The sequence below is a fragment of the Pseudomonas sp. CDFA 610 genome, from assembly GCF_021147865.1.
Classification (GTDB): domain Bacteria; phylum Pseudomonadota; class Gammaproteobacteria; order Pseudomonadales; family Pseudomonadaceae; genus Aquipseudomonas; species Aquipseudomonas alliivorans.
In genome coordinates this window covers 91,398-111,687 of sequence record NZ_JAGTPM010000014.1, presented here as the reverse complement: position 1 = coordinate 111,687, position 20,290 = coordinate 91,398, and the positions used below count along the sequence as shown (strand labels likewise).

General features: G+C 59.1%; 16 protein-coding genes. 5 read left to right on the top strand and 11 right to left on the bottom strand.

Annotation, left to right across the window (positions count from 1 at the left end; all coding sequences use genetic code 11):
* Position 1: 1 nt before the first annotated feature.
* From KDX39_RS24125 to KDX39_RS24100, 6 genes are all read right to left on the bottom strand, one after another.
* Positions 2–1,315 (bottom strand): cellulase family glycosylhydrolase, encoded by a 1,314-nt coding sequence (locus KDX39_RS24125; RefSeq protein WP_231662065.1) that lies wholly within the window; start codon positions 1,313–1,315, stop codon positions 2–4.
* Between the two features lies 1 nt (position 1,316).
* Positions 1,317–2,495 carry a glycosyltransferase gene (locus tag KDX39_RS24120; protein ID WP_210074397.1) on the bottom strand — a complete coding sequence of 393 codons (1,179 nt, stop codon included), beginning with the start codon at positions 2,493–2,495 and terminating at the stop codon, positions 1,317–1,319.
* On the bottom strand, positions 2,495–4,486 hold the full coding sequence (locus KDX39_RS24115; RefSeq protein ID WP_231662064.1) for a GumC family protein: 1,992 nt from the start codon (positions 4,484–4,486) through the stop codon (positions 2,495–2,497). Before KDX39_RS24115 ends, KDX39_RS24120 begins: the two co-directional genes overlap by 1 nt.
* A 17-nt stretch (positions 4,487–4,503) precedes the next feature.
* Entirely contained in the window at positions 4,504–5,280 is a 777-nt protein-coding gene (locus tag KDX39_RS24110) for a polysaccharide biosynthesis/export family protein (RefSeq protein ID WP_099228431.1), read from the bottom strand.
* A gap of 153 nt (positions 5,281–5,433) precedes the next feature.
* Positions 5,434–6,891 carry a mannose-1-phosphate guanylyltransferase/mannose-6-phosphate isomerase gene (locus tag KDX39_RS24105; RefSeq protein ID WP_231662063.1) on the bottom strand — a complete coding sequence of 486 codons (1,458 nt, stop codon included), beginning with the start codon at positions 6,889–6,891 and terminating at the stop codon, positions 5,434–5,436.
* A complete protein-coding gene (locus KDX39_RS24100; protein ID WP_231662062.1) occupies positions 6,891–8,327 on the bottom strand; it encodes an undecaprenyl-phosphate glucose phosphotransferase in 1,437 nt (478 codons plus the stop codon). Before KDX39_RS24100 ends, KDX39_RS24105 begins: the two co-directional genes overlap by 1 nt.
* A gap of 518 nt (positions 8,328–8,845) precedes the next feature.
* Between KDX39_RS24100 and yegS the strand changes: the two genes are divergently transcribed.
* On the top strand, positions 8,846–9,775 hold the full coding sequence (yegS, locus tag KDX39_RS24095; RefSeq protein WP_099228434.1) for a lipid kinase YegS: 930 nt from the start codon (positions 8,846–8,848) through the stop codon (positions 9,773–9,775).
* Here yegS and KDX39_RS24090 read toward each other — a convergent pair.
* The 3 genes from KDX39_RS24090 to KDX39_RS24080 form a co-directional block, all read right to left on the bottom strand.
* The gene (locus KDX39_RS24090; RefSeq protein WP_231662061.1) at positions 9,759–10,421 is read right to left on the bottom strand and encodes a response regulator; all 663 of its coding nucleotides are present in this window, start codon (positions 10,419–10,421) and stop codon (positions 9,759–9,761) included. The two genes, yegS and KDX39_RS24090, sit on opposite strands and share 17 nt — an antisense overlap.
* Positions 10,418–11,308: a sensor histidine kinase gene (locus tag KDX39_RS24085; protein WP_231662142.1), complete on the bottom strand. Its 891-nt coding sequence runs from the start codon at positions 11,306–11,308 to the stop codon at positions 10,418–10,420. The genes KDX39_RS24090 and KDX39_RS24085 overlap by 4 nt, the downstream gene beginning before the upstream one ends.
* Before the next feature lie 389 nt (positions 11,309–11,697).
* Complete coding sequence (locus KDX39_RS24080; protein WP_231662060.1) at positions 11,698–12,129, bottom strand: hypothetical protein; 432 nt, start codon at positions 12,127–12,129, stop codon at positions 11,698–11,700.
* A 578-nt stretch (positions 12,130–12,707) separates the two neighbouring features.
* Between KDX39_RS24080 and KDX39_RS24075 the strand changes: the two genes are divergently transcribed.
* Positions 12,708–13,637: a chemotaxis protein CheV gene (locus KDX39_RS24075; RefSeq protein WP_184319957.1), complete on the top strand. Its 930-nt coding sequence runs from the start codon at positions 12,708–12,710 to the stop codon at positions 13,635–13,637.
* Between the two features lie 93 nt (positions 13,638–13,730).
* Positions 13,731–14,540: an MOSC domain-containing protein gene (locus tag KDX39_RS24070; protein ID WP_231662059.1), complete on the top strand. Its 810-nt coding sequence runs from the start codon at positions 13,731–13,733 to the stop codon at positions 14,538–14,540.
* A gap of 148 nt (positions 14,541–14,688) precedes the next feature.
* Here the strand turns inward: KDX39_RS24070 and KDX39_RS24065 are convergent, their stop codons facing one another.
* Positions 14,689–16,617: a transglycosylase SLT domain-containing protein gene (locus tag KDX39_RS24065; RefSeq protein ID WP_231662058.1), complete on the bottom strand. Its 1,929-nt coding sequence runs from the start codon at positions 16,615–16,617 to the stop codon at positions 14,689–14,691.
* A 204-nt stretch (positions 16,618–16,821) separates the two neighbouring features.
* On the opposite strand from KDX39_RS24065, the gene KDX39_RS24060 reads away from it, so the two are divergent.
* Positions 16,822–18,732, top strand: a complete 1,911-nt coding sequence (locus KDX39_RS24060; RefSeq protein WP_099228442.1) for an ATP-binding cassette domain-containing protein — start codon at positions 16,822–16,824, stop codon at positions 18,730–18,732.
* 62 nt (positions 18,733–18,794) lie between these two features.
* Here the strand turns inward: KDX39_RS24060 and KDX39_RS24055 are convergent, their stop codons facing one another.
* Positions 18,795–19,235 carry a universal stress protein gene (locus KDX39_RS24055; protein ID WP_231662057.1) on the bottom strand — a complete coding sequence of 147 codons (441 nt, stop codon included), beginning with the start codon at positions 19,233–19,235 and terminating at the stop codon, positions 18,795–18,797.
* A gap of 125 nt (positions 19,236–19,360) precedes the next feature.
* Between KDX39_RS24055 and KDX39_RS24050 the strand changes: the two genes are divergently transcribed.
* A complete protein-coding gene (locus tag KDX39_RS24050) occupies positions 19,361–19,798 on the top strand; it encodes a hypothetical protein (RefSeq protein ID WP_231662141.1) in 438 nt (145 codons plus the stop codon).
* The last annotated feature ends 492 nt before the right edge of the window (positions 19,799–20,290 follow it).

The window sequence follows — 20,290 nt, the reverse complement described above, 5'->3', positions numbered from 1 at the left end:
TTCAGGGCTTCCATTCCAGGATTTGCAGGGTCGGCTTGAGCGCCAGGCTGATGCCCTTCGTGGCGGACAATGGAATCCGGCTGCCGGTCAGCGGGTCGTGCACGATGGCATCGTTGATGGCGGGGAAGGTCAGGCTGACGCCCGAGGCGCTCCACACCATCAGCAGATGCTTGCCGTCTTCGCGGCTCCAGGTCACGGCATACAGGTCATCGGGCACCTGGCTGACGGCGGGCGGATCGGTCGGTGTAAGGCGTGGTCCGGTGATGGTCAGGAAATTCTTCAGCGCGGTGTAGACAGGCTTCGGGCTGGCTTGCAGATCCAGCAGGCCATAGCCCTGATCACGGGCCGAGGCGCGTTCGTCCAGGTCGCTGAGGTTGAACAGGAAGATGCGCTGGAAATCCAGAGCGCTCATCAGGGCCAGACGACGCAGGGTGTAGTCGGCCTGACCGGACGTGCCGATCAGTCTTTGCATTTCCACCGGGCCGTCGTAGCTCGACCAGCCCCACTCGGTGGCCCATACCTGACTGACACCATTGCTGTGCAGCAGGTTATTCATGGCATTGGCCCGCACCAGGAAGTCCCGATCCTGGACCGAGTCGCCTTCGGGATATTCGGAATACGGATGATAGGCCGCCACGATGTTCTGGGTGCCCAGACCTCCGTCGAGCAGGCTCTGCAACATGTAGCCGGGCGTGCTGTGCATCTGGCTGTAGTAGGCCATGCCGGCGGTCACGATGGTTTTTTCCGGCAGTGCGGTCCGCAGGGCCTGGGCTGTGGTCGTCAGCAATCGACCGTAGGCTGCCGGGTCTTCCTTGGGCAGCCAGACGATATTCGGCTCGTTCCATACCTGCCAGTTGTTCACCTGCGGGTAGCGCTGGGCGAGGGTCACCATGCGCGCGGCGAAGATGGAAAAATCCTTGGGTGGATACTGGTCACGCCCCGTCGCGCCAGCCAGTGCACTGCTGGCGAAAGGCGCCGAGCCCACCATATAGGCAAGCGTGTTGTAGCGGTGCGCCTTGATCGCCTCCATCGCCGCGTCCAGTTCCGACAGCGCCAGTTTGTCTTTCTGCGGTTCGATGATGGGCCAGTGAATGGTCAGGCGGACCCAGTTCAGTCCCAGCTCGTCCAGACGCGCCATCTGTTGCTGGTAGATGTCCGGCGCAAAATACTGGAACTGCACGTTGACGCCTAGAAAGTCCTGCCAGACCACCGGACGCGGTGCTTTCAGCACGGTCGCCGCCTGACCGGCAGTGGCCAGCGTGGCGCTGATCAGAGCAGCGGTAACAGATCGCCACACGATTGAACGATGGGACATTTCAATGCACCTCGCAGGCTTGCCGGAATACCTTCTGGAATCGCTCGGCGGTGTGGCTCCAGACTCTGGCCCGTCCCATCAGTGAAGCCTTTTCGGCCCACTGAGCGATAAGCTCCGGGCTGGTGCAGACTTTCACCAGCGCATCGGCAAGCCCCTGAACATCGCCCTGCGGATAGATCATGCCGTTACCGTGCGACACCTCTTCGGCGAACGAGCGTGCGTCGGAGGTAATCACGCCGCGACCGCAGGCCACGGCCCAGGACAGCGCGCCGCTGGTCCCGCGCAATTTGCCCAAGATCTTCAATTTGCTGGATTCGCGGTACGGCAAGACCATCACGTGATGCGCCTGGATGACCTGTGGAATCTGCTCGGCAGGCAGGTCCAGTTGCCAGTCGATCAGGTCCACCAGACCCAGTTGGCGGATACGCAGCCTCAGTTGCTCCAGATAGCTGCCGGAAGGGCCGAATGCCATTTCCGGCTCGCTGCCGCCCGCCAGGGTCAGGCGTACGGTCGAGCGCAAGGCCGGTTTTGCGGTGAAGACCCCGGCCAGTGCATCGAGCAGGTCTTCGATGCCCTTGCCGCGATAGATGAAACCGAAGTACAGCAGGCGCAGCGGTTTCATCGGCGGTAACGGTGCCGGAGCAATGTCCCTGTTGCCATGGCTGATGACTTCCATCTGCGCAGGCTTGAGGCCCATGCGCTGACGCAGGCTCTGGCTGCCAGCCTGCGTCAGTGTCACCAGGCGGGTCATGTGCCGGGCCAGTTGCCGCTCTTCATACAGGCACAACGGATCGGCCAGCACAGTGGCCATTTCAGGCAGTGGAGAGCGCATGCCACTGGCGATCGACAGCGGCCAGGGCAGCTTTTCACGGCGCCAGACCAGACGCTCCGGGTCATGCACGGTGGCGGTCAGCGGCAATTTGGGGAAGCCCCGCTGTAACGCACGCAACGCCTGGAACTCAGCCAGCCGGCCGCCGCCCAGTTCGGCATGCACCACGTCGATTGCGCTCCAGTCGATTTCGGCCACACGTTGTATGGCGGCACGTGGATCGTTGCCGACGCCCTGCAACGGCGTGACCACGTGCAGCCCCAGCGCTTCGAGCGCATGCCTTAAATGGCCCGCATAGTCGGCGATGCCGTTCTGCTCCGGTGGCAGGGGGGCGAGCAAGGCAATACGCATCAGCCACGGCTCCCGATACGCTTGAGGAACTTCAGCACGTTCTCGGGCACTTCGAAGCGACGGCGGTTGATGATCACGCCGTCGACTTTCTTGAACGCGGTATTGAGGTTATGCAAGGTGTCTTCGAGCATTGGCACCGTGGTGTCCTTGGCCCGCACCACCAGCAGAATCAGGTCGGCATTGCGCAGCAACACGAAGGCTTCCTGATTGGTCGATACACCGGAGGCGTTGATCAGCACGATCTCGCCCGGCCGCGCAGGCGCCCGATTTTCGGTACGCACCTGATGCCCCTGCTCGATCAGCAGCGCGGCCAGGCGCTCGATCACGAACGATACGCCGGCGCCGGCCTTCACCGAGGTGAAGCCCAGCGTCAGACCTTTCTCATCCACCTGATCCAGCGGCAGGATGCCGTATACCCGATGCAGGTTGGAGATGAACGCAGCGCTGCGTTCCTGAGCGTGTTCCAGGTCGGGCAGGGTGGTCCAGACCGGCACTTTGAACGTGCTCTCGATCTTGTCGCCGTCATGGATCCGTTGATCCAGCAGGTAGAAGAAGTACAGGGCCAGCGCGCCGACCACGAGGCTGAGCGGGAAGGCCAGCAGCACCATCAGCAAGCTTTTCGGGAAGACCCGGCTCGGGTTGTAAGTGGCTTCTTCGATGGTCGCGATGTTGCTGATCTGGCTGTTGTCCAGCTCACGGTCGATGCGCGCCTTTTCCAGGCTGTCGGTGTACAGCGCGTAGCTTTTCTCGGCGGCATCCAGCTCGTTCTGCAGTCGCGAAAGCTCAGGCTCCAGATTCAGTGCCTGTTGACGGTCGGCTTCCAGCTGGGCGATCTGGGCATTCTGCTGCGCGAGTTGGGTCTGCAGGCGGGCGAAGCTGGTCTGCTGGTCGGCATACACGTTCTGCATGCGGTTGTAGATCGGGTTGGGCGTGATGCTTTCCGAGCGTTGAACCGTGGCGTCCTGTTCGTTGAGCAGTTTTTTGAGGTTGTTGATTTCCTCGTTCACTGCCCGGATTGGCGGCGCCTGTTCCTTGAACGAGCGCAACAGTTCCTGACGCTCGACTTCCTTGCCATTGATGCGGTTCTGCAGGTCTTGGCGGTTGGGGTTGAGGGTCAGTTCCCGTCCGGCGGAAACCGTCTTGGGCTGTGCGGCCAATTGTTTTTTCAACAGATCCAGCCCTGCCTTGGTAGAGGCAATGGCTCGGGTCGTGTTGTTGCGCTCGGTGCGCAAGTCGTTCAAGCCTTGAGAGGTGTCGGCCAGACGCTGGGAAATGCTCACCGCACTCAGTTGATTCAGGTAGTTCTGAATCTGCTTCTTGTACGAAATGATGTTGTCGCCGGTGTTCTTCACCTCCGACTCGTAGAACGTATACAGGCTGACGCGGCCCAGGGTCTTGGTGCGTTGCAGTTGATATTCTTCGATCCAGGTTCTGAGCACGGTCTGGGCGGTGGTCGGGTCATTCCAGGTAAAAGTCAGTTCCATGACCGATGAGCCGGGTTCGTGACGGACCTTGAAGTTCTTTTCCAGGTCTTCGGCCATGCGTTCGGCCTGAGTGCGTTTTTCGACCAGTCCGATGAATTGCAGGACGCTGCGACCGGCGTCCACGACTGCGCCGACAACACGCTTGAGGCCGTTCTTGATCGAGGCCAGAACACCGGATTCAGGTTCGGCACGAGACAGTTCAGCCAGGTATTTCTCCGACACTTTGCGCATGATCGGACGTCCCGTCAGCATGCGCTCCTCGTCCAGCAAAGGGTCGCGCAATGCGCTGGGCACCACGATGGCCTGACGGTTGGACAGCTCGATGGGCACCGTGCTGCTGTCCCGGCCGGGCTTGACCAGCAGCAGTGCGGTGGATTCATAACGGTTGGGCAGCAGCAAGGCCCCCAGCAGTACGACGACGAAGGTCGCTATGACGGTGATCTTGACCTCACGCCGAAAAATAAACAGCAGGCGCAGCAGGTCGCGAAATGAGCGGATATTGATCATGTCTGTTTCCCTGACAATTAATTGTTGTTGCGCAACTCGTAATTCAGACCTAGCCCGATCGACTTCGCGAAGGGGATCAACTGGTTGAAGTACAGGGTTACGCCGTCAACCTTGTTGCCGACCGTGGATTTGGGAACGAACACGATGTCGCCACGCTTGAGCAGCACGGGTGCCGTGGGGCCGCCCGCGCTTGCCCAGAGAAACTTGCTGTAGTCAAAGAAGTAGGTCTTGTAGAGTCCGTCGTCTTCCTGGCGCAACAGGGCCACCAGAGAGGCATCGGCATCGAGTGCGACACCGCCTGCACCGACAATCGCCTGAGCCAGGCTGGTGGCCACGTTGACCGGCAGGGTCACCGAGTTGCGCACTGCGCCGCCCACGAACACTGTATTGCCCGGAGACTGGGAGATATTGATGGTCAGGGCCGTTTCGCGATAGACGTTCTGCAGCTTGCTTTCCAGCAGGTCATTGAGCTGCTGGAGGGTCAGACCGGCTGCCTTGACCGTACCTATATACGGATAGGAAAAAGTCCCGTCGTTGAGCACCTGAAACAGGGTCAGCTCATAGATCGAGTTGGCGGTGAACGCCGAGATGGACGGCGACTCTCCGGTATTACGCACAATGCGCAAGGTGTCACCCGGCCGGATACGCTCCGGTGGCAACGGCTTGCCCGCCAGCGCCCTGCCGGCTGCCTGGCCTGCTTCGATCTGCGCCGGGTCGTCGGGCAGACCGACCCTGGATGGGGTATTACAAGCGCCAAGCAGCAATACGCTGACGATCAGCATCATGCGTTTCATTTATCCTGAACTCCTGTCATGCACGAATACGGCTCCCTTTCGGGTAATAAAATCATGGTGTAGGGCTACAGCCAGGTTCGTATCGGGTGGGTCCAGTCCTCTAGAGTGGTTGAGGGAGAGCCGCCACCAGCGGCCTGCTCGCATCAAGCCTGATCAGATTTTCAAGGTCTGCTCGGGAACGCGTCCGTAGACGTCGGTAAACCGCACGATGTCGTCTTCGCCCAGGTACTCACCGCTCTGTACCTCGATCATCACCAGATCAATGACCCCGGGGTTGACCAGTCGATGGGTAAACCCGGGCTTGATGAAGGTCGACTCGTTGGTGTCGAGCATGAACTCGCGTTCGCCGTTGGTAACCCGCGCCATGCCGCTCACGACAATCCAGTGTTCGCTGCGGTGGTGGTGCATCTGCAGCGAGAGCGACGCCTGCGGACGGACCACGATGCGCTTGATCTTGAAGCGTTTGCCTTCTTCCAGAACGGTGTAAGTGCCCCAGGGGCGAGTGACCGTGCGGTGCAGACGATAGGCGTCATGACCCTGACGCTTGAGTTCCTGAGCGATGATTTTGACGTCCTGACTGCGCGTGCCATCGGCGATCAGCAGCGCGTCCGGCGTGTCGATGATGATCAGGTTGTCCAGACCGACGCCGCCGACCAGCCGCTTGGGCGAGTCGATGTAGCAGTTGGTCACGTCATGCAGCACGGTCTGGCCGTTGCACTGGTTGCCGTGGGTGTCGGCGCCGCTCAGTTCGCGCACCGCTTCCCAGGAACCGATGTCGCTCCAGCCGAGTTCGCAGGGCACGACCGCCACGTTGTCTGAGCGCTCCATCAGGGCATAATCGATGGAGATATCCGTCACCAGGCCAAACGACTCGCTGTCGAGTTCAACCTGCAATTCGCGGTTGCCTTCTTTGCTCGGACTCAGTTCCAGGCACGCCCTGACAGCGCTCAATACGTCCGGCGCGTGGGTTTCCAGTTCACGCAAAACCGCATCGGCGCGCATGCAGAACATCCCGGCATTCCACAGGTGCAGGCCGCCGTCCAGATAGGCCTGTGCACTCGCCGCATCGGGCTTCTCGACGAAACATGCAACCTGATACGCGTCGGTATTGAGTGACTGGCCTTTCTCGATGTAACCGAAACCGGTTTCCGGCTTGGTCGGCACAATACCGAACGTCACCAGCCAGCCTTGTGCAGCGAGTGCCTGTGCAGATGTGACCGCCCTTGAGAAAGCTTCGATATTGGTGATCAGGTGATCGGCCGGCAAGACCAGCAACTGCGCGTCGCCACCGTACAGGCGGGTGACATGCACAGCGGCCGCAGCAATGGCCGCTGCGGTATTGCGGCCAAACGGCTCAAGAATGAAATCCAGCCGGACTTTGCTTTTGTTCAATTGCCGGTAGTCATCGACGGTGCGGAAATACACTTCCCGGTTGGTCACCGTCAGCAGGCGTTCGACATGGGGCAGGGCGGCCGCGCGCTTGAAGGTTTTCTGCAGCAGGCTTTCGCCGTCGGGGAGGCGCATGAACGGCTTGGGCATGGCTTCACGGGAGACAGGCCACAAACGGGTGCCGGAGCCGCCGGCGATGATGCAGGGAATGAGGGTGCTCATCAATAAGCCTCACGAGTGAAGAGCACTGCCGGAACAGTGCGCATAAGGATGTAGAGGTCGAACCAGACGGACCAGTTTTCTATGTACTCAAGATCGAACTCGACGCGTTTTTCGATTTTTTCCACGGTGTCTGTTTCCCCACGATAGCCGTTGATCTGAGCCAGCCCGGTGATGCCGGGCTTGACCCGATGTCGCGACGTGTACTCCTTCACCGCTTGCTCGAAAAGAATGCCGGCCGCTTTCGTTGCCGTTGCATGGGGGCGCGGGCCCACCATCGACATGCTGCCTGCTACCACGTTGAACAGCTGTGGCAGCTCGTCCAGGCTGGTCTTGCGGATAAAGCGCCCGACCCGGGTGATCCTGGCATCGCCCCGGATGGTCTGTTTTTCCGCTGTTGCATCGGCCTGGTGCTGATGCATCGAGCGAAATTTGAACACCTCGATGAGGCGATTGTTGTAGCCATAGCGCTTTTGCCTGAAGAACACCGGACCCGGTGAGTCTAGTTTGATTGCCAAAGCGACCAGCAGCATGAACGGCGACAGAGCGAGCAGCGCCAGCGAGGACAGCACGATGTCCTCGGCGCGCTTGATAAATGGAGACCAGCCGTTGAGCGGTACGTCCGAGGCGTTGAACATCGGCAGTTTGGCCACTTCCGTAATGCGGTTATGGCTGTGACGAAACGCGACCATGTCCGGCACCAGCAACACGTTGACCGGAAACCGGCGCAGCTCGTGAATGATGTGGTCCATACGGTTTTCGGCGGTCCAGGGCAGGGCGACCAGCACTTGCGTGACCTTCTCTTCGCGGATCAGCCGCTCCAGGTCACTGGTGTTGCCCAGCAGAGGCAGGTTGGCGACGGTCTTCGGCATGCGGCCGATGCGGTCATCGATGAAGCCAGTCACGCCAGAGCGGATGTCCTGATGCTGGAGCAGGTACTCGGCCAGACGCATACCGTTCTCGGTCGCGCCCAGAATCACGGCGTGCTGCAGGAACACGCCTTTGCGCATCTGGTGCTTGAACAATGCCAGCAGCAACAGACGAATGACGCAGTACAGGAAGAGGCTGGCCAGATACCAGAACATCAGCTGTTCATTGGAGAGGTAGCCGAACAGACCCAGCGTGCGTTGCATGAACAGCAGCAGGCCGAATGAAGCAGACCAGGCAATCACGATCGAGCGCAATCGCAGCGCGTTGCTGAACAGCGCCTCCGAATACACCCCCATGGCTTGAAAGATCAGCACCACAACAATGCCGAAAAAGACCTGCATCGCCAGAAAATCTTGCGGCTTTTCCATTACGCCGTCTGGCATGAATGCTCCGAGCAGCAGGCCGGGGAGCATGCAGGCGAGTGCGTGCGCGATGCGGATACCGAATAGAAAATACTCCACCAGACTGGTGCGAGTGAGCGACAGGCTGTCTACCGGTTGCAACCTCATAAAGCTCCCTTACTTCCTGTAACCCCGCGGCATCCGGGCCTAATCTTTATGTGAGCTGTGTCGTCAAAGCGCAGAGTCAAAAAAACACCTTCTTTACGGAGTTTGCTGAAGCGTAGCCAATAAGTTGTCGAAACGATGGGTTTTGAACCCTGCTATTTGTAGATACCACTTTGTGTATATCGACCGGTGCTCGCATTAACGTGAGAAATTTCAGCCGTTTGTGAGTGAAAACTCTCAAACGAAGGGTTTTGCTGTAGTTAAGCTCATGAAACAGAAAATGGGAGGGCGAATGTCGCGATGAGCGGTGCATGCGAGCGGCTACCAGGCTGGCGAACTGATTTGCCTCCCATTTTTTGGGACCAAACCCTATGTCAAAGGCATAAAAAAATATTCACGTGGACGGGCTTTTTTCGATCCGGCGGGGTCACAACCCTGCGCTGTGCCAAATGCAGTCAGGCGCTGGCAAACAAAAGCGTCACTCATACGTGGTACTCGTACCGGTCACCAGAGGGGGTTTCATGACACAACGCAGGGCTATGCTCATTCTTCACGGCAAGCAATCGCTCAATGAAGAGGTCAGGGATGGGGTCGCTGAAAAACGCAGGCAGGGCTGGGAGCTGGATGTGCGTCTGACCTGGGAGGGGGGCGATGCTCAGCGTCTGGTCAGCGAAGCACTTGCGGCCGGGCATCGTCATATCGTGGCAGGCGGTGGCGATGGTACGTTGCGCGACATCGCCGAGGCGCTGGCACAGGCGCCAGAGACCGATACCAGTCTCACTATCCTGCCGTTGGGCACTGCCAACGATTTCGCGCGCGCCGCCGGCGTGCCGCTTGAAATCGACAGGGCGCTGGAGCTGATGGACGGCACGCCGCGTGCCGTCGATCTGGGCGAAGTGGGTGGCAAGCTGTTCCTGAACATGGCCACTGGCGGCTTCGGCAGTCAGGTGACAGCCAATACCTCGGAAGACCTCAAGAAAGTGCTTGGTGGCGCGGCTTACCTGTTTACCGGGCTTACCCGATTCAGCGAACTGCATTCCGCTCACGGCGAACTGATCGGTCCGGATTTCCACTGGCGTGGTGATCTGTTGGCGCTGGGCATCGGCAACGGGCGGCAGGCGGGCGGCGGGCATGTGCTGTGCCCGACGGCAATGGCCGATGACGGCCTGCTGGATATCAGCATCCTGCCTGCACCTCAGGAAGTGGTCGGTACGCTCAGGAGCCTGCTTGAAGGCGGGCTTGGCTTCGACAACATGTTCGTGCGTGCGCGTCTGCCGTGGGTGGAACTCAAGTCTGCGCAGGGGCTGGAAATCAATCTGGATGGCGAGCCATTGTCTGGCGAAGACCTGCGGTTCCAGGCACGGCCTGCGGCGCTCAGGGTTCACTTGCCGGACGACTCGCCGGTACTCTCGTCAGCGGGCAGGGTTCAGCAGCTCAATCGTCCAGGCTGATGATTCGCTCCCGGACGCAGAACAGCACAAGACCGGCCACATCGAAGATCTGCAGCCGCTTCATGATCTGTGAGCGGTGAGTCTCCACGGTCTTGATGCTCAGATTCAAGCCGCTGGCGATTTCACGCGTGGATTTGCCCCGCACGATCAGGCGCAGGATTTCCATCTGTCGAGCCGTGAGGTTGTACGTCTCCTGCGGCAATTCGGACTTTCCTGAGCGCTGGCCTTGCAAGGCCCGGTTGATCACGGTATGCGCGATGGCGGGGCTCAGATAGCGTTCACCGTTGCGCAAGGCTTTCAACGCCTGCTCCAGCTCGGTCGCTGTGGCGTCCTTGAGCAGATAGCCATGAGCCCCGGTTTCCAGCGCACGCATGATGATGTCCGGCTCGGTATGCATCGACAGGATCAGAACCTTGCAGTCCGGCTGTACATTGAGCAGTTGCTCCAGTGCGTCCAGGCCATTCATGTCTTTCATGCCGATGTCCAGCAGGACGATGTCAGGATTGAGGCGTTGCGTCAGACTCGACAACTGACTGCCGTCGCACGCCTCCCCGACGATGGCGTAACCGGGAATGTCCGAGACCAGGGCGCGTACGCCGGCTCTGATAAGTGAGTGGTCATCGACCAGTAACAGGTTGCAGGTCATTGTGTTTTCTTGTATAAATGGGCGCGCTCGTCCGAACGGGGCGCCCAGGGAAACATGACTTCGATTCGAGTACCCCGCCCCAGGCTGCTGTGCAGTGACCAGGACCCGTCCAGCAACATGACACGCTCACGCATGCCTGCCAGGCCATTGCCTTCAGATCGCGGGCCGACGGCAGGCTCGAAGCCCTTGCCGTCATCGGCGATCAGAAGCAACAACCCGGCAGGTTGACGCTCGAAACGTATCAATAGATTTTTTGCCTGTGCATGGCGCAGCATATTAGTCACTGCTTCCTGGCAGACGCGATAGGCGGCGACGGCCATCTCTTCGGGAACCCCGTTCAGGTGCTGTCTGCACTCCAGGCTCCAGTTGATCTGGCTGCTGGCCAGAACGCCGACCAGATGGGCGCGCAGGCCGTATTCAAGCCCCAGGCTCGATAACTGGCGAGGATTGAGAATGGTGGACAGGTCGCGGACTTTTTCCAGTGTTTCTGCAAGGGTGGACTCAAGTTGCCCGGCAGGGGTGTTCAATGCGTCAGGCAGTCGGCGTTGCAGCCAGGCCAGTTGCAACTGCGCGCCGGTCAGCATCTGACCGATGTCATCATGGAGTTCCCGACTCAAGCGCTGTCGCTCGGTTTCCTGAACATCCAGCATTCGCTGCGCCAATTCCTGTGGCTGCAGCTGGATCAAACGGCTGTTGCGCCACATCCACAGCCAGATGCTGGCAAAAGTGATCAGATTGAGCGTCAGCAACGATGCCGGAAAATCCGCAGAGCGGGCAAACAACACGATATTGCCCAGTGCTGCGCTGGTACAGAACGCGGCTGTGACCCACTTCAACCGGTTGGTTGCATCAGACCCCAACCGCAAAGACTGGACGATGGCATGCATATCGATTCGCGCCATTAATAGCCATAGCCAATAATCGGACAGCTTGATGTCAATTTAATATTGATTGCAGTGTCAGCTGACTGTTTGAGTATATTCAAGGAAATTGAACTCGACACTTTTGATTCTGTTCCAGTCAAACCCGCGTTCACGTCCGGGAACAGCAAGTCATGGGTGTCGGACAATCTTACCGTACTGCCGCGTCAACCAAGCAGTTTAACTGCAGCGTGCGCCGACGGGATGGAAGACATGCAGGGCAGGGAATTCAAAGGAGTATTCGTACGCAAGTCTCAGCTTCGAACGGAGAGCGCATGAACGCTCGTTCCTTGCCATCTGCAGGATGCTCAAATGTTTTCAGTGAAGAGGGGGCGACGTTGCTGCCCTCTGGTTGTTTATTCGCGGACAGCATCCTCACGCTTGCCTGAACAGGCCGAGAGGGCGGCAAGTCTGCCCAGCAATTCCTGCTGTTCCTCGTTGTCCATGACCAGCTCGCCGGTGTTCGGATCGAGAAACTCCAGCTGCCAGGAAATCAGGGCCAGACAACTTTTGACGGTCGCCAGTGTTTCCTGTGACAGTCCGGTGGTCGGGTCCGCGTCATCGAGAAGGCTACGCAATCGCCGGGTAAAGTCCGCTATACATTGGACGGATGCGTCGTCGGCTTTATGGGTCAGCGTCAGCAATGATGCCAGCAGGCAATCGACCGCATCTTCATCGCCGCCGATCAACTCAAGGTGTAACAGACACTCTTCCGATTTATATAAAAGCGCCTGGGACTCGGCCAGAAACTGTTCATGTTTCTGCTGCCAATCGTTACTGCTCAGCATCCTGTATCTCCACACATCATGGACAGCGAACTCTCGTCCGCCGCGAATGGCTGACAGTTAATGTCGATTTCATCTGAAAGTCTGTAGGGCGTTTCGGAATGTATCTCTGCGATGTCGTATTGATATGCGTCGGGGGTCGTCAATGTGGATCCGATCCTGTTGTCAGGGCGCAAAAAACGCTCTGCTTCCTCTGCAATGGCTGCCTGTGCGAGCGAAACATCGATCTCAACGGGGCTGGTCGATTGCAAGAACTGGAACGCGAACACAAGCCTGACTCCCTTCGTGCAATGAGAATGGCGTCACAATAGTGGCAATGAGATAGCGATCATATCAGGCTTTCCCCGATAGACATTCAGGGCAACACCTAGGGCTGAGCGTATCGACCCTGTTTATCGGGGGTGAGCGTCGGGAGCGAGTTTGTTGTCGCACGGACACTTTTTGAAATGCGACATCAGTAAAGCATGATGTTAATGTGACATCAATGTCTGAAATTGGCCTTTCATCGCCATTAAGGTCCGGCTCGTTTCAGCCGATACACGTTAAGCAGACTCATCGTGACCAACGCTTCAGGAGCTAAAATGGCTGGCATTCTCGACACAGTAGATCAACGCACACAACTGGTGGGCGAGAATCGCCTGGAAATTCTCATGTTCCGCCTTGCCGGTCGCCAGTTATTCGCGATCAACGTGTTCAAGGTTCAGGAAGTGTTGCAGCTCCCGAAACTCACGCTGATGCCACAACGGCACTCCTTCGTCTGCGGCGTCGTCAACCTGCGCGGCCAGACGCTGCCGGTCATCGACCTGTCTCAGGCCATCGGCATGCGGCCTCTGGTGCCAGGCCCCGGCAGCACCATTATCGTGACCGAATACAACCGCTCGGTTCAGGCGTTTCTGGTGGGCGGTGTGGACCGTATCGTGAACATGAACTGGGATGCGATCATGCCGCCGCCTACCAGCGCCGGTCGTCAGCATTACCTGACCGCGATCAGCAAGGTCGATGACCAGTTGGTGGAAATCATCGACGTCGAGAAAGTGCTGGCCGAGATCGTGCCTTACAACGCCAAGGTGTCCCGCGAGAAACTCGAGGATCCGGTGCTTGAGGGCGCGCGTGGTCGCGAAGTGCTGCTGGTGGATGACTCCAAGGTGGCGTTGGCACAGTTGCGCGACACCTTGTCGCAACTGGGTCTCAAGTTGCACGTGGCCAGTGATGGTCTGAAAGCACTGAACATGCTCAAGGGCTGGGCTGATGCTGGCGAGGACGTGCATGAAAAACTGCTGATGGTGTTTACCGATGCGGAAATGCCGGAAATGGATGGCTACCGTCTGACCACCGAGATTCGTAACGATCCGCGTCTGCGGGCGCTGTACATCGTGCTGCACACCTCGCTGTCCGGCAGCTTCAACGAATCGATGGTCAAGAAAGTCGGCTGCGACAACTTCCTGTCCAAGTTCCAGCCCGACAAGCTGGTGGAAGTGGTGCGCGAGCGCCTGATGATGCTGACTCACTGATTCACTGCCTGATCGAGACTGCCTGTCGGGTTCCTGTTCGTATAAGCTTTGCCGCTCACGGCAAAGCTTATCGAGCCACCCAAGGAACCGTTCATGTTACGTCTGCGCGCGCTTTATCGTTTCCCTCTCAAATCATGCAAGGCGCAAATCCTGCAGCGGGCGTCGTTCGACAGCCTGGGGCTGGCGGGTGATCGACGCTGGATGCTGGTTGATGAGAGTACGGGGCGTTTTCTGACCCAGCGCGCCGTGTCGCACATGTCGCAACTTTCGGTGCTGTGGAACGCTGGCGGAGGCGTGACCCTGAGTGCGCCAGACTTCGCGCCGCTTGATGTCGCTGTCCCGGCCGATGTGCAGGAAAACCTGCGCGGCGTGACCGTCTGGCGCGATTCGCTGCAGGTGCCTGACGCAGGCGAGGAGGCGGCCGAATGGGTCAGTCGCTTCATCGGCAAGCCGACGCGCATGGTCTACATGCCCGTCGAGCGTGCGCGCTGGCTGCCTGGCGGCTATGGCTCCACCGACAACCGCGTCAACTTTGCCGACGGTTTTCCGCTGTTGCTGATCGGCCAGGGCTCGCTCGACGACCTGTCTGCCAGGCTGGGCAGGGATGTAGAAATGCTGCGCTTCAGGCCCAATCTGGTGATCGAAGGCGCCGAAGCCTTCGCCGAAGACAACTGGAAGCGTATCCGCATAGGCGACATGCATTTCGAACTGCTCAAGCCCTGTGCCCGCTGCATCCTCACCACTATCGACCCTGCCACCGGTGAACGCAGCCCTGACCGCGAACCCTTCGCGACCCTGAAGACCTACCGTGAAGTCGAAGGCAACGTCATGTTCGGGCAGAACATGGTCAATATCGGGCCGGGCGAGATCGAGGTGGGGATGGAAGTGGAGGTGTTGGAGTGAAAGGGTGACGTGAGCCCTGCGCTCGGCTCACTGAATCCGCAATCTGTGCCATGTGTGACGCGTAGCGTCACAGGATGCATGCCCACGCGGTGCGCGTGGGCACTATCAGTGTCGAGGCAGACATCTTCATAACGATGTCTGCTCCACCTCATAAGTCATCAAAAAACCGTTCGTGCCAGTCCACCAGCGGCTGCGGCGAGTTGAGTTTCTGGCCGTAGATCACCGAATACGACAATACGTTCTGCACGTACTGACGGGTTTCGTCGAACGGAATGCTCTCCACCCAGACATCGAATGCCAGGTGATTGGCACCCTTGAGCCACTGACGTACGCGGCCGGGCCCCGCGTTATAGGCGGCCGAGGCCAGCACGCGGTTGCCGTTGAACTGGCTGTGCACCGAGCTCAGATAAGCAGCGCCAAGCTGGATGTTGGTGTCCGGGTCGAGCACCTGCTGGGGTGAGGCCAGCGGGATGCTGAACTTGCGAGCGGTTTCCTTGGCCGTGGCGGGCATCAGTTGCATCAGGCCGCTGGCGCCTACACCCGAGCGCGCATCGTCCATGAAGGCACTTTCCTGGCGGGTAATCGCAAATACCCAGCTGGAATGCAGGCCGCGAATCTTCGCTTCGCGAACCAGCGTGTCGCGGTGCGCCATCGGGAAGCGGATATCCAGATCATCCCAGTATTGCGCCTGGCTGATGGTGCGGATGGCGGGGAAATACCACTTCAGGTCGTAGGCCAGCTTGGCCTGCGCAACCATTTCATCGCGATTGAAATGGCGGCTGACGTGGTACCACTCGCGACGACCATCGACGATCTCGCCACGGTCATGGAACTCCAGCGCGCGACGGACACCCGGCGTGTTGCGTACCTTATTGATCAGCGCCTGGCTGAGCACCAGCGGCTTGTTGTTGAGCTGGTAAGGGCTCTGGGTGCGGTCGGCGGCCAGAAAGCCGTAGAAATCACGCTCCTTGGCCACGTCTTTGTACAGCGCGGCAATCATCGGGCTGTTGGGCTGGGCCAGTTCAAGCGCACGGGCCTCCCAATAACGCCAGCGGTTGGTGGTGGCGAGATCCTTGGGCAGGCGGCGCGCCAGCTCATAGGCATCTTCCCAGCGGCCCAGACGCAGCAGCAGGCGCAGACGCCATTCGGTCACGGTGTTGTCGCGCAGGTCCGGGTCATATTTTGTCATGACCTCAAGCGCACGGTCATCGTAGCGGCGCGCGAGCGTCAGGCCGATTTCCTTGGCGATTTCCACCTGCTCTTCCCGGGAGAAGTGCATGGTGATCGCATAGCTGTCCAGCATCGCCAGGGCTTTCTGCGGGTCCTGACGTGCCAATCGACGCAGGCCGAGGCCCACGACGTCGGACATGGCTTCATCCACCGGCAGGAACTGCCCCGGGTTGTTGATCATCTCCGGCTTCTGGGCCACAGCAACGAGCAGTTTGCCCTGTGGTGCCAGCGAGTTGAGGCTGTTGACCAGCGTGTTGGCCAGGGTGTAGTTGCGGCCCTGTGCCGCCAGCTTGGCGCGCTGCCAGCGTTTCTGCTCGGTCAACTGACCTGCCGCAGCCCATTGCGCGAAGAACGCGTCGCAGGCAGCCGGCAAGGTCTTGCCGGTCATCCACAGCTTCTCGGCATTGGCATAGCCTTCGGCGCGCTTGTTGTTATTCAACTGATACTGGCCATACAGGCAGTCCAGTTCGACGAAATTCATTTTGGGGTCGTAATACTTTACGAACGGCTGCCAGTCGCCGCGCTCGGCGAGCCAGCGCAGCCAGCGCAACTTCATCCAGTTGGCCTGGGGAAGATCACCATGCTCGGCGAGAAACTTCTCGATCTCGGCATTGCTGGCGGTCTTCAGGCGCGCAGTCAGCTCGTCGTATTCCAGATACGGCTCGAGCGGATAGTCGGCCAGTGCCGTGCTGTACATCTGGTACGGGCCTGAATCGCCCTTGGCCAGCGCACGCTTGGCCTCGTCGTAATATTTGCGTTGTTGGGTAAGGTCTGCCGCGTGAGCGGTCTGGACGGCAGTGGCGGAGAGGAGCAGGCACGATAGAAAGCTGAACAAACGACTGCGCATGAGACTTCCGAGCAGATGAGTCGTGAAAAGTGCGGCTAGCTTAGCCTTTTGCCAGCTCATCGTGAAAGCACTGCCGACGAGCTTGACTCATGAAGAAATAATTGGCGGGTATAAAGAAGACGCTGTGTCGACCGCCTGCGCGACGAATCCCGACATCCACCGGCTATCTCAGGTAGAATGCGCGCCCGGTTTTTGGAGAAGCTCATGACCCTGCTCAAATTCAGCGATGTGTCCCTTGCTTTCGGCGCCATGCCGTTATTGGACAAGGTGTCCTGGCAGATCGCCCGTGGTGAGCGGGTGTGCATCATTGGCCGCAATGGCACTGGCAAATCCAGCATGTTGAAGCTGGTCAAGGGCGTTCAGAAGCCCGATGAAGGCGCTGTCTGGCGTGCACCCGGTCTGAAGATCGGCGAGTTGCCCCAGGAATTGCCGGTAGCCGACGGACGGACAGTGTTTGACGTGGTGGCCGAAGGTCTGGATGGCGTGGGTGCCTTGCTCGCCGAATACCATCATCTGGCCCAGAACTGCGTGACTGAGGACGACCTCAACAAGCTCATGCACGTGCAGCAGGACCTCGAGGCCCGTGATGGCTGGCGTCTGCAGCAGCTGGTCGAAAGCACCCTTAGTCGTCTGCAGTTGCCTGCCGACAAGACGCTCGCCGAGCTCTCCGGTGGCTGGCGTCGTCGTGTCCTGCTGGCTCAGGCGCTGGTTTCCGAACCCGATCTGCTGCTGCTCGACGAGCCGACCAACCACCTGGATATCGGCGCGATCGCCTGGCTGGAAGAAGCCCTCAAGGATTTCCAGGGTGCAGTGCTGTTCATCACGCACGACCGGGCATTCCTGCAGAATCTGGCGACCCGTATTCTGGAGCTGGATCGCGGCGGCCTGATCGACTGGAACGGCGACTACGCCAGTTTCCTCGTCCACAAGGAAGCAGCGCTGGCGGCCGAAGAAACCGCCAACGCGCTGTTCGACAAGCGTCTGGCCCAGGAGGAAGTCTGGATTCGTCAGGGCATCAAGGCCCGTCGTACCCGTAACGAAGGCCGTGTACGTGCGCTGAAGGAGTTGCGTGTCGAGCGCAGCGAACGTCGCGAGCGCACCGGCAAGGCCAATATTCAGCTCGACACTGCCGAGAAATCCGGCAAACAGGTCATGGTGCTGGACAACGTCAGCTTTGCGCACCCGGGCGGTCCGATGCTGATCAAGGACTTTTCCATGGTCCTGCAGCGCGAGGACCGTATCGGTCTGCTGGGTGCCAACGGTACCGGCAAGACCACGCTGCTCAAGCTGATGCTCGACAACCTGCAGCCGACCGGCGGCAAGGTCGAAGTCGGTACGCGTCTCGACGTTGCCTACTTCGACCAGTTGCGTCACCAGCTCGATCTGGAAAAGACCGTGATCGACAACGTCGCCGAGGGTCGCGATTTCATCGATATTGATGGGCAGAGCCGTCACGTGCTGAGCTATCTGGGGGATTTCCTGTTCAGCCCTCAGCGCGCCCGCACTCCGGTGAAAGCGCTGTCGGGTGGTGAGCGTGCCCGTCTGTTACTGGCCAAGCTGTTCAGCAAGCCTGCCAACCTGCTGGTTCTCGACGAACCGACCAACGATCTGGACGTTGAAACCCTGGAACTGCTCGAAGAAGTGCTGTTGACCTTCAAGGGCACGGTACTCATGGTCAGTCACGACCGGGCATTCCTCGACAACGTCGTGACCAGCACGCTGGTATTCGAAGGTGAAGGCAAGGTTCGCGAATACGTGGGTGGTTATCAGGACTGGCTGCGTCAGGGTGGTTCCCCGCGTCTGCTGGGTGTGGCGGATACCAAGTCGGGCAAGGCCGAGCTGGCCAGTGCTGTTGTTCAGGCTGCCCCGGTAGCCGCTCAGGAAATGCCGGTCGCCAAAAAGAAGCTCAGCTACAAGCATCAGCGTGAGCTGGAAGCCTTGCCGGGCCAGATCGACGAAGTCGAAGGCAAGATGGCTGCTCTCACTGCTGAAATGGCTGCGCCGGGCTTCTATCAGCAGCCAGCCGAGCAGACCACTGCGGCGTTGGCGCAGATGGAAAGTCTGCAAGGCGAGCTGGATGCCTTGCTGGAGCGCTGGGCCGAGCTGGACGAGTGATTGTCTGGCGTTAAAAGCAGAAAGCCCGGATCATGTCCGGGCTTTTCACATTTACGCCAACGCTACTCGGGCTTTTTGAGACGTACCGCCAGCATGTCGCAAGGTGCGCCGTGCAGGACGTCATTGGCGGTGGAGCCAAGCAGCAATGCAAGGCCATGGCGGCCGTGACTGCCGATGACGATCAGGTCGCACTCCTGCTTACTCGCGAGTTGGTGGATTTCCTGGCGGGGTTGTCCATACACCAGATGGCTTTCGCCGGCTCTCAAATCAGGATGGGTGATTTTCAGCTTTTCCAGTTTTTCCTTGGCCTGATCGAACTGCTGTTGTTGCAGCTGCGACAGGTCCATCGGGACGTCGCCTCCGAAGGCCATTGCCATGGGTTCGACGATATGCACCGTGGACAGCTTCGCATTGCTCTCTTTTGCCAGCTCCAGTGCACGTTTGAGCACCGCACTGCATTCGTCGGTGAGGTCAATGGCAACCAGAATATGTTGATACGACATGAGGGTGTCCTCCGAGAGGGTTGCGATGGGGTGAGTATGGCTCTTTCGTTCGCATCTGGGCAGACCCCGTGCAAGCCACTGTTTTCAAATTGTTGTTTAGCCTGAATCGGGCGGGGGCAAGAAATATGACGGTCTGGATAGTCCTGTCAATCATTTGTGTGATGTTGAGCCCACTTGTGTGGTTGCGTCCGTCGCGTCATCAGAGCGGCAGGATGGCATTGCGCATGGAAGCACGGCGCATCGGCATGGCGATGCAGCTTGCGCCGCAGGAGTGGCCTCACTGGCTCCCCAGGCAGCCGCCCAGCCCGTGCGCGCAATACCATCGGCCGCGCAGAGGCTCGAAGCCCGATGCGTGGACCTACTGGCAGTTTGAGCCTGGAGTGTGGGTCAACCGTTGGCGTGAGCCCTGCGAGGACACCACATTGCTGGCACATTTCCGCACGCTGCCGGCTGATGTCTTCAAGGTCGAAGCGGATTCGCAAATGATCGCTGTGTACTGGGCCGAGCGGGGCGAGGCAGATGTGTTGCAGCATATCAATGCGGCGCTCAAGGCGCTGGCCTGAAATTTACCGAATCGCAGGCAATAAAAAGCCCGATAACAACATCGGGCCGGGGTTGGCCAGGCAGGCCGATAATTCCTGGTATGCCGGCATCCAGTCTCTGAATGCCGGTTATCACCGCTGCGCACCCGTGATCGGAATCATCGCGGGCCTCTTGTGGCGCAGTGGGCTGACTCTAGACCTTCTGCTCCCTTTTGTCGCGTTTTTCTCGACGCATTCCTCAAATGAGCCTCAACAGTGCAGGATCTGCAAGGTTTGAGCTCACCTTTGCATTATCAGTTTGTTGAATGGTGGCAAATTAAACCGCGGTTTGCTGGTCGGGAATCGCTTGTGCCTTTTGCAATCCGCCGTTTTCATCGATGTTTTGGCGAATTGACAATTATCCGGTTTTGCCTGATGGTGTGCATACCCAAATCAAACGGGCGTATGAAATGAGCGTTTGGTCGTCAGACGGCTCTGACAGAATCCTGGCTACCTCGTCGCAGCGGATGTACG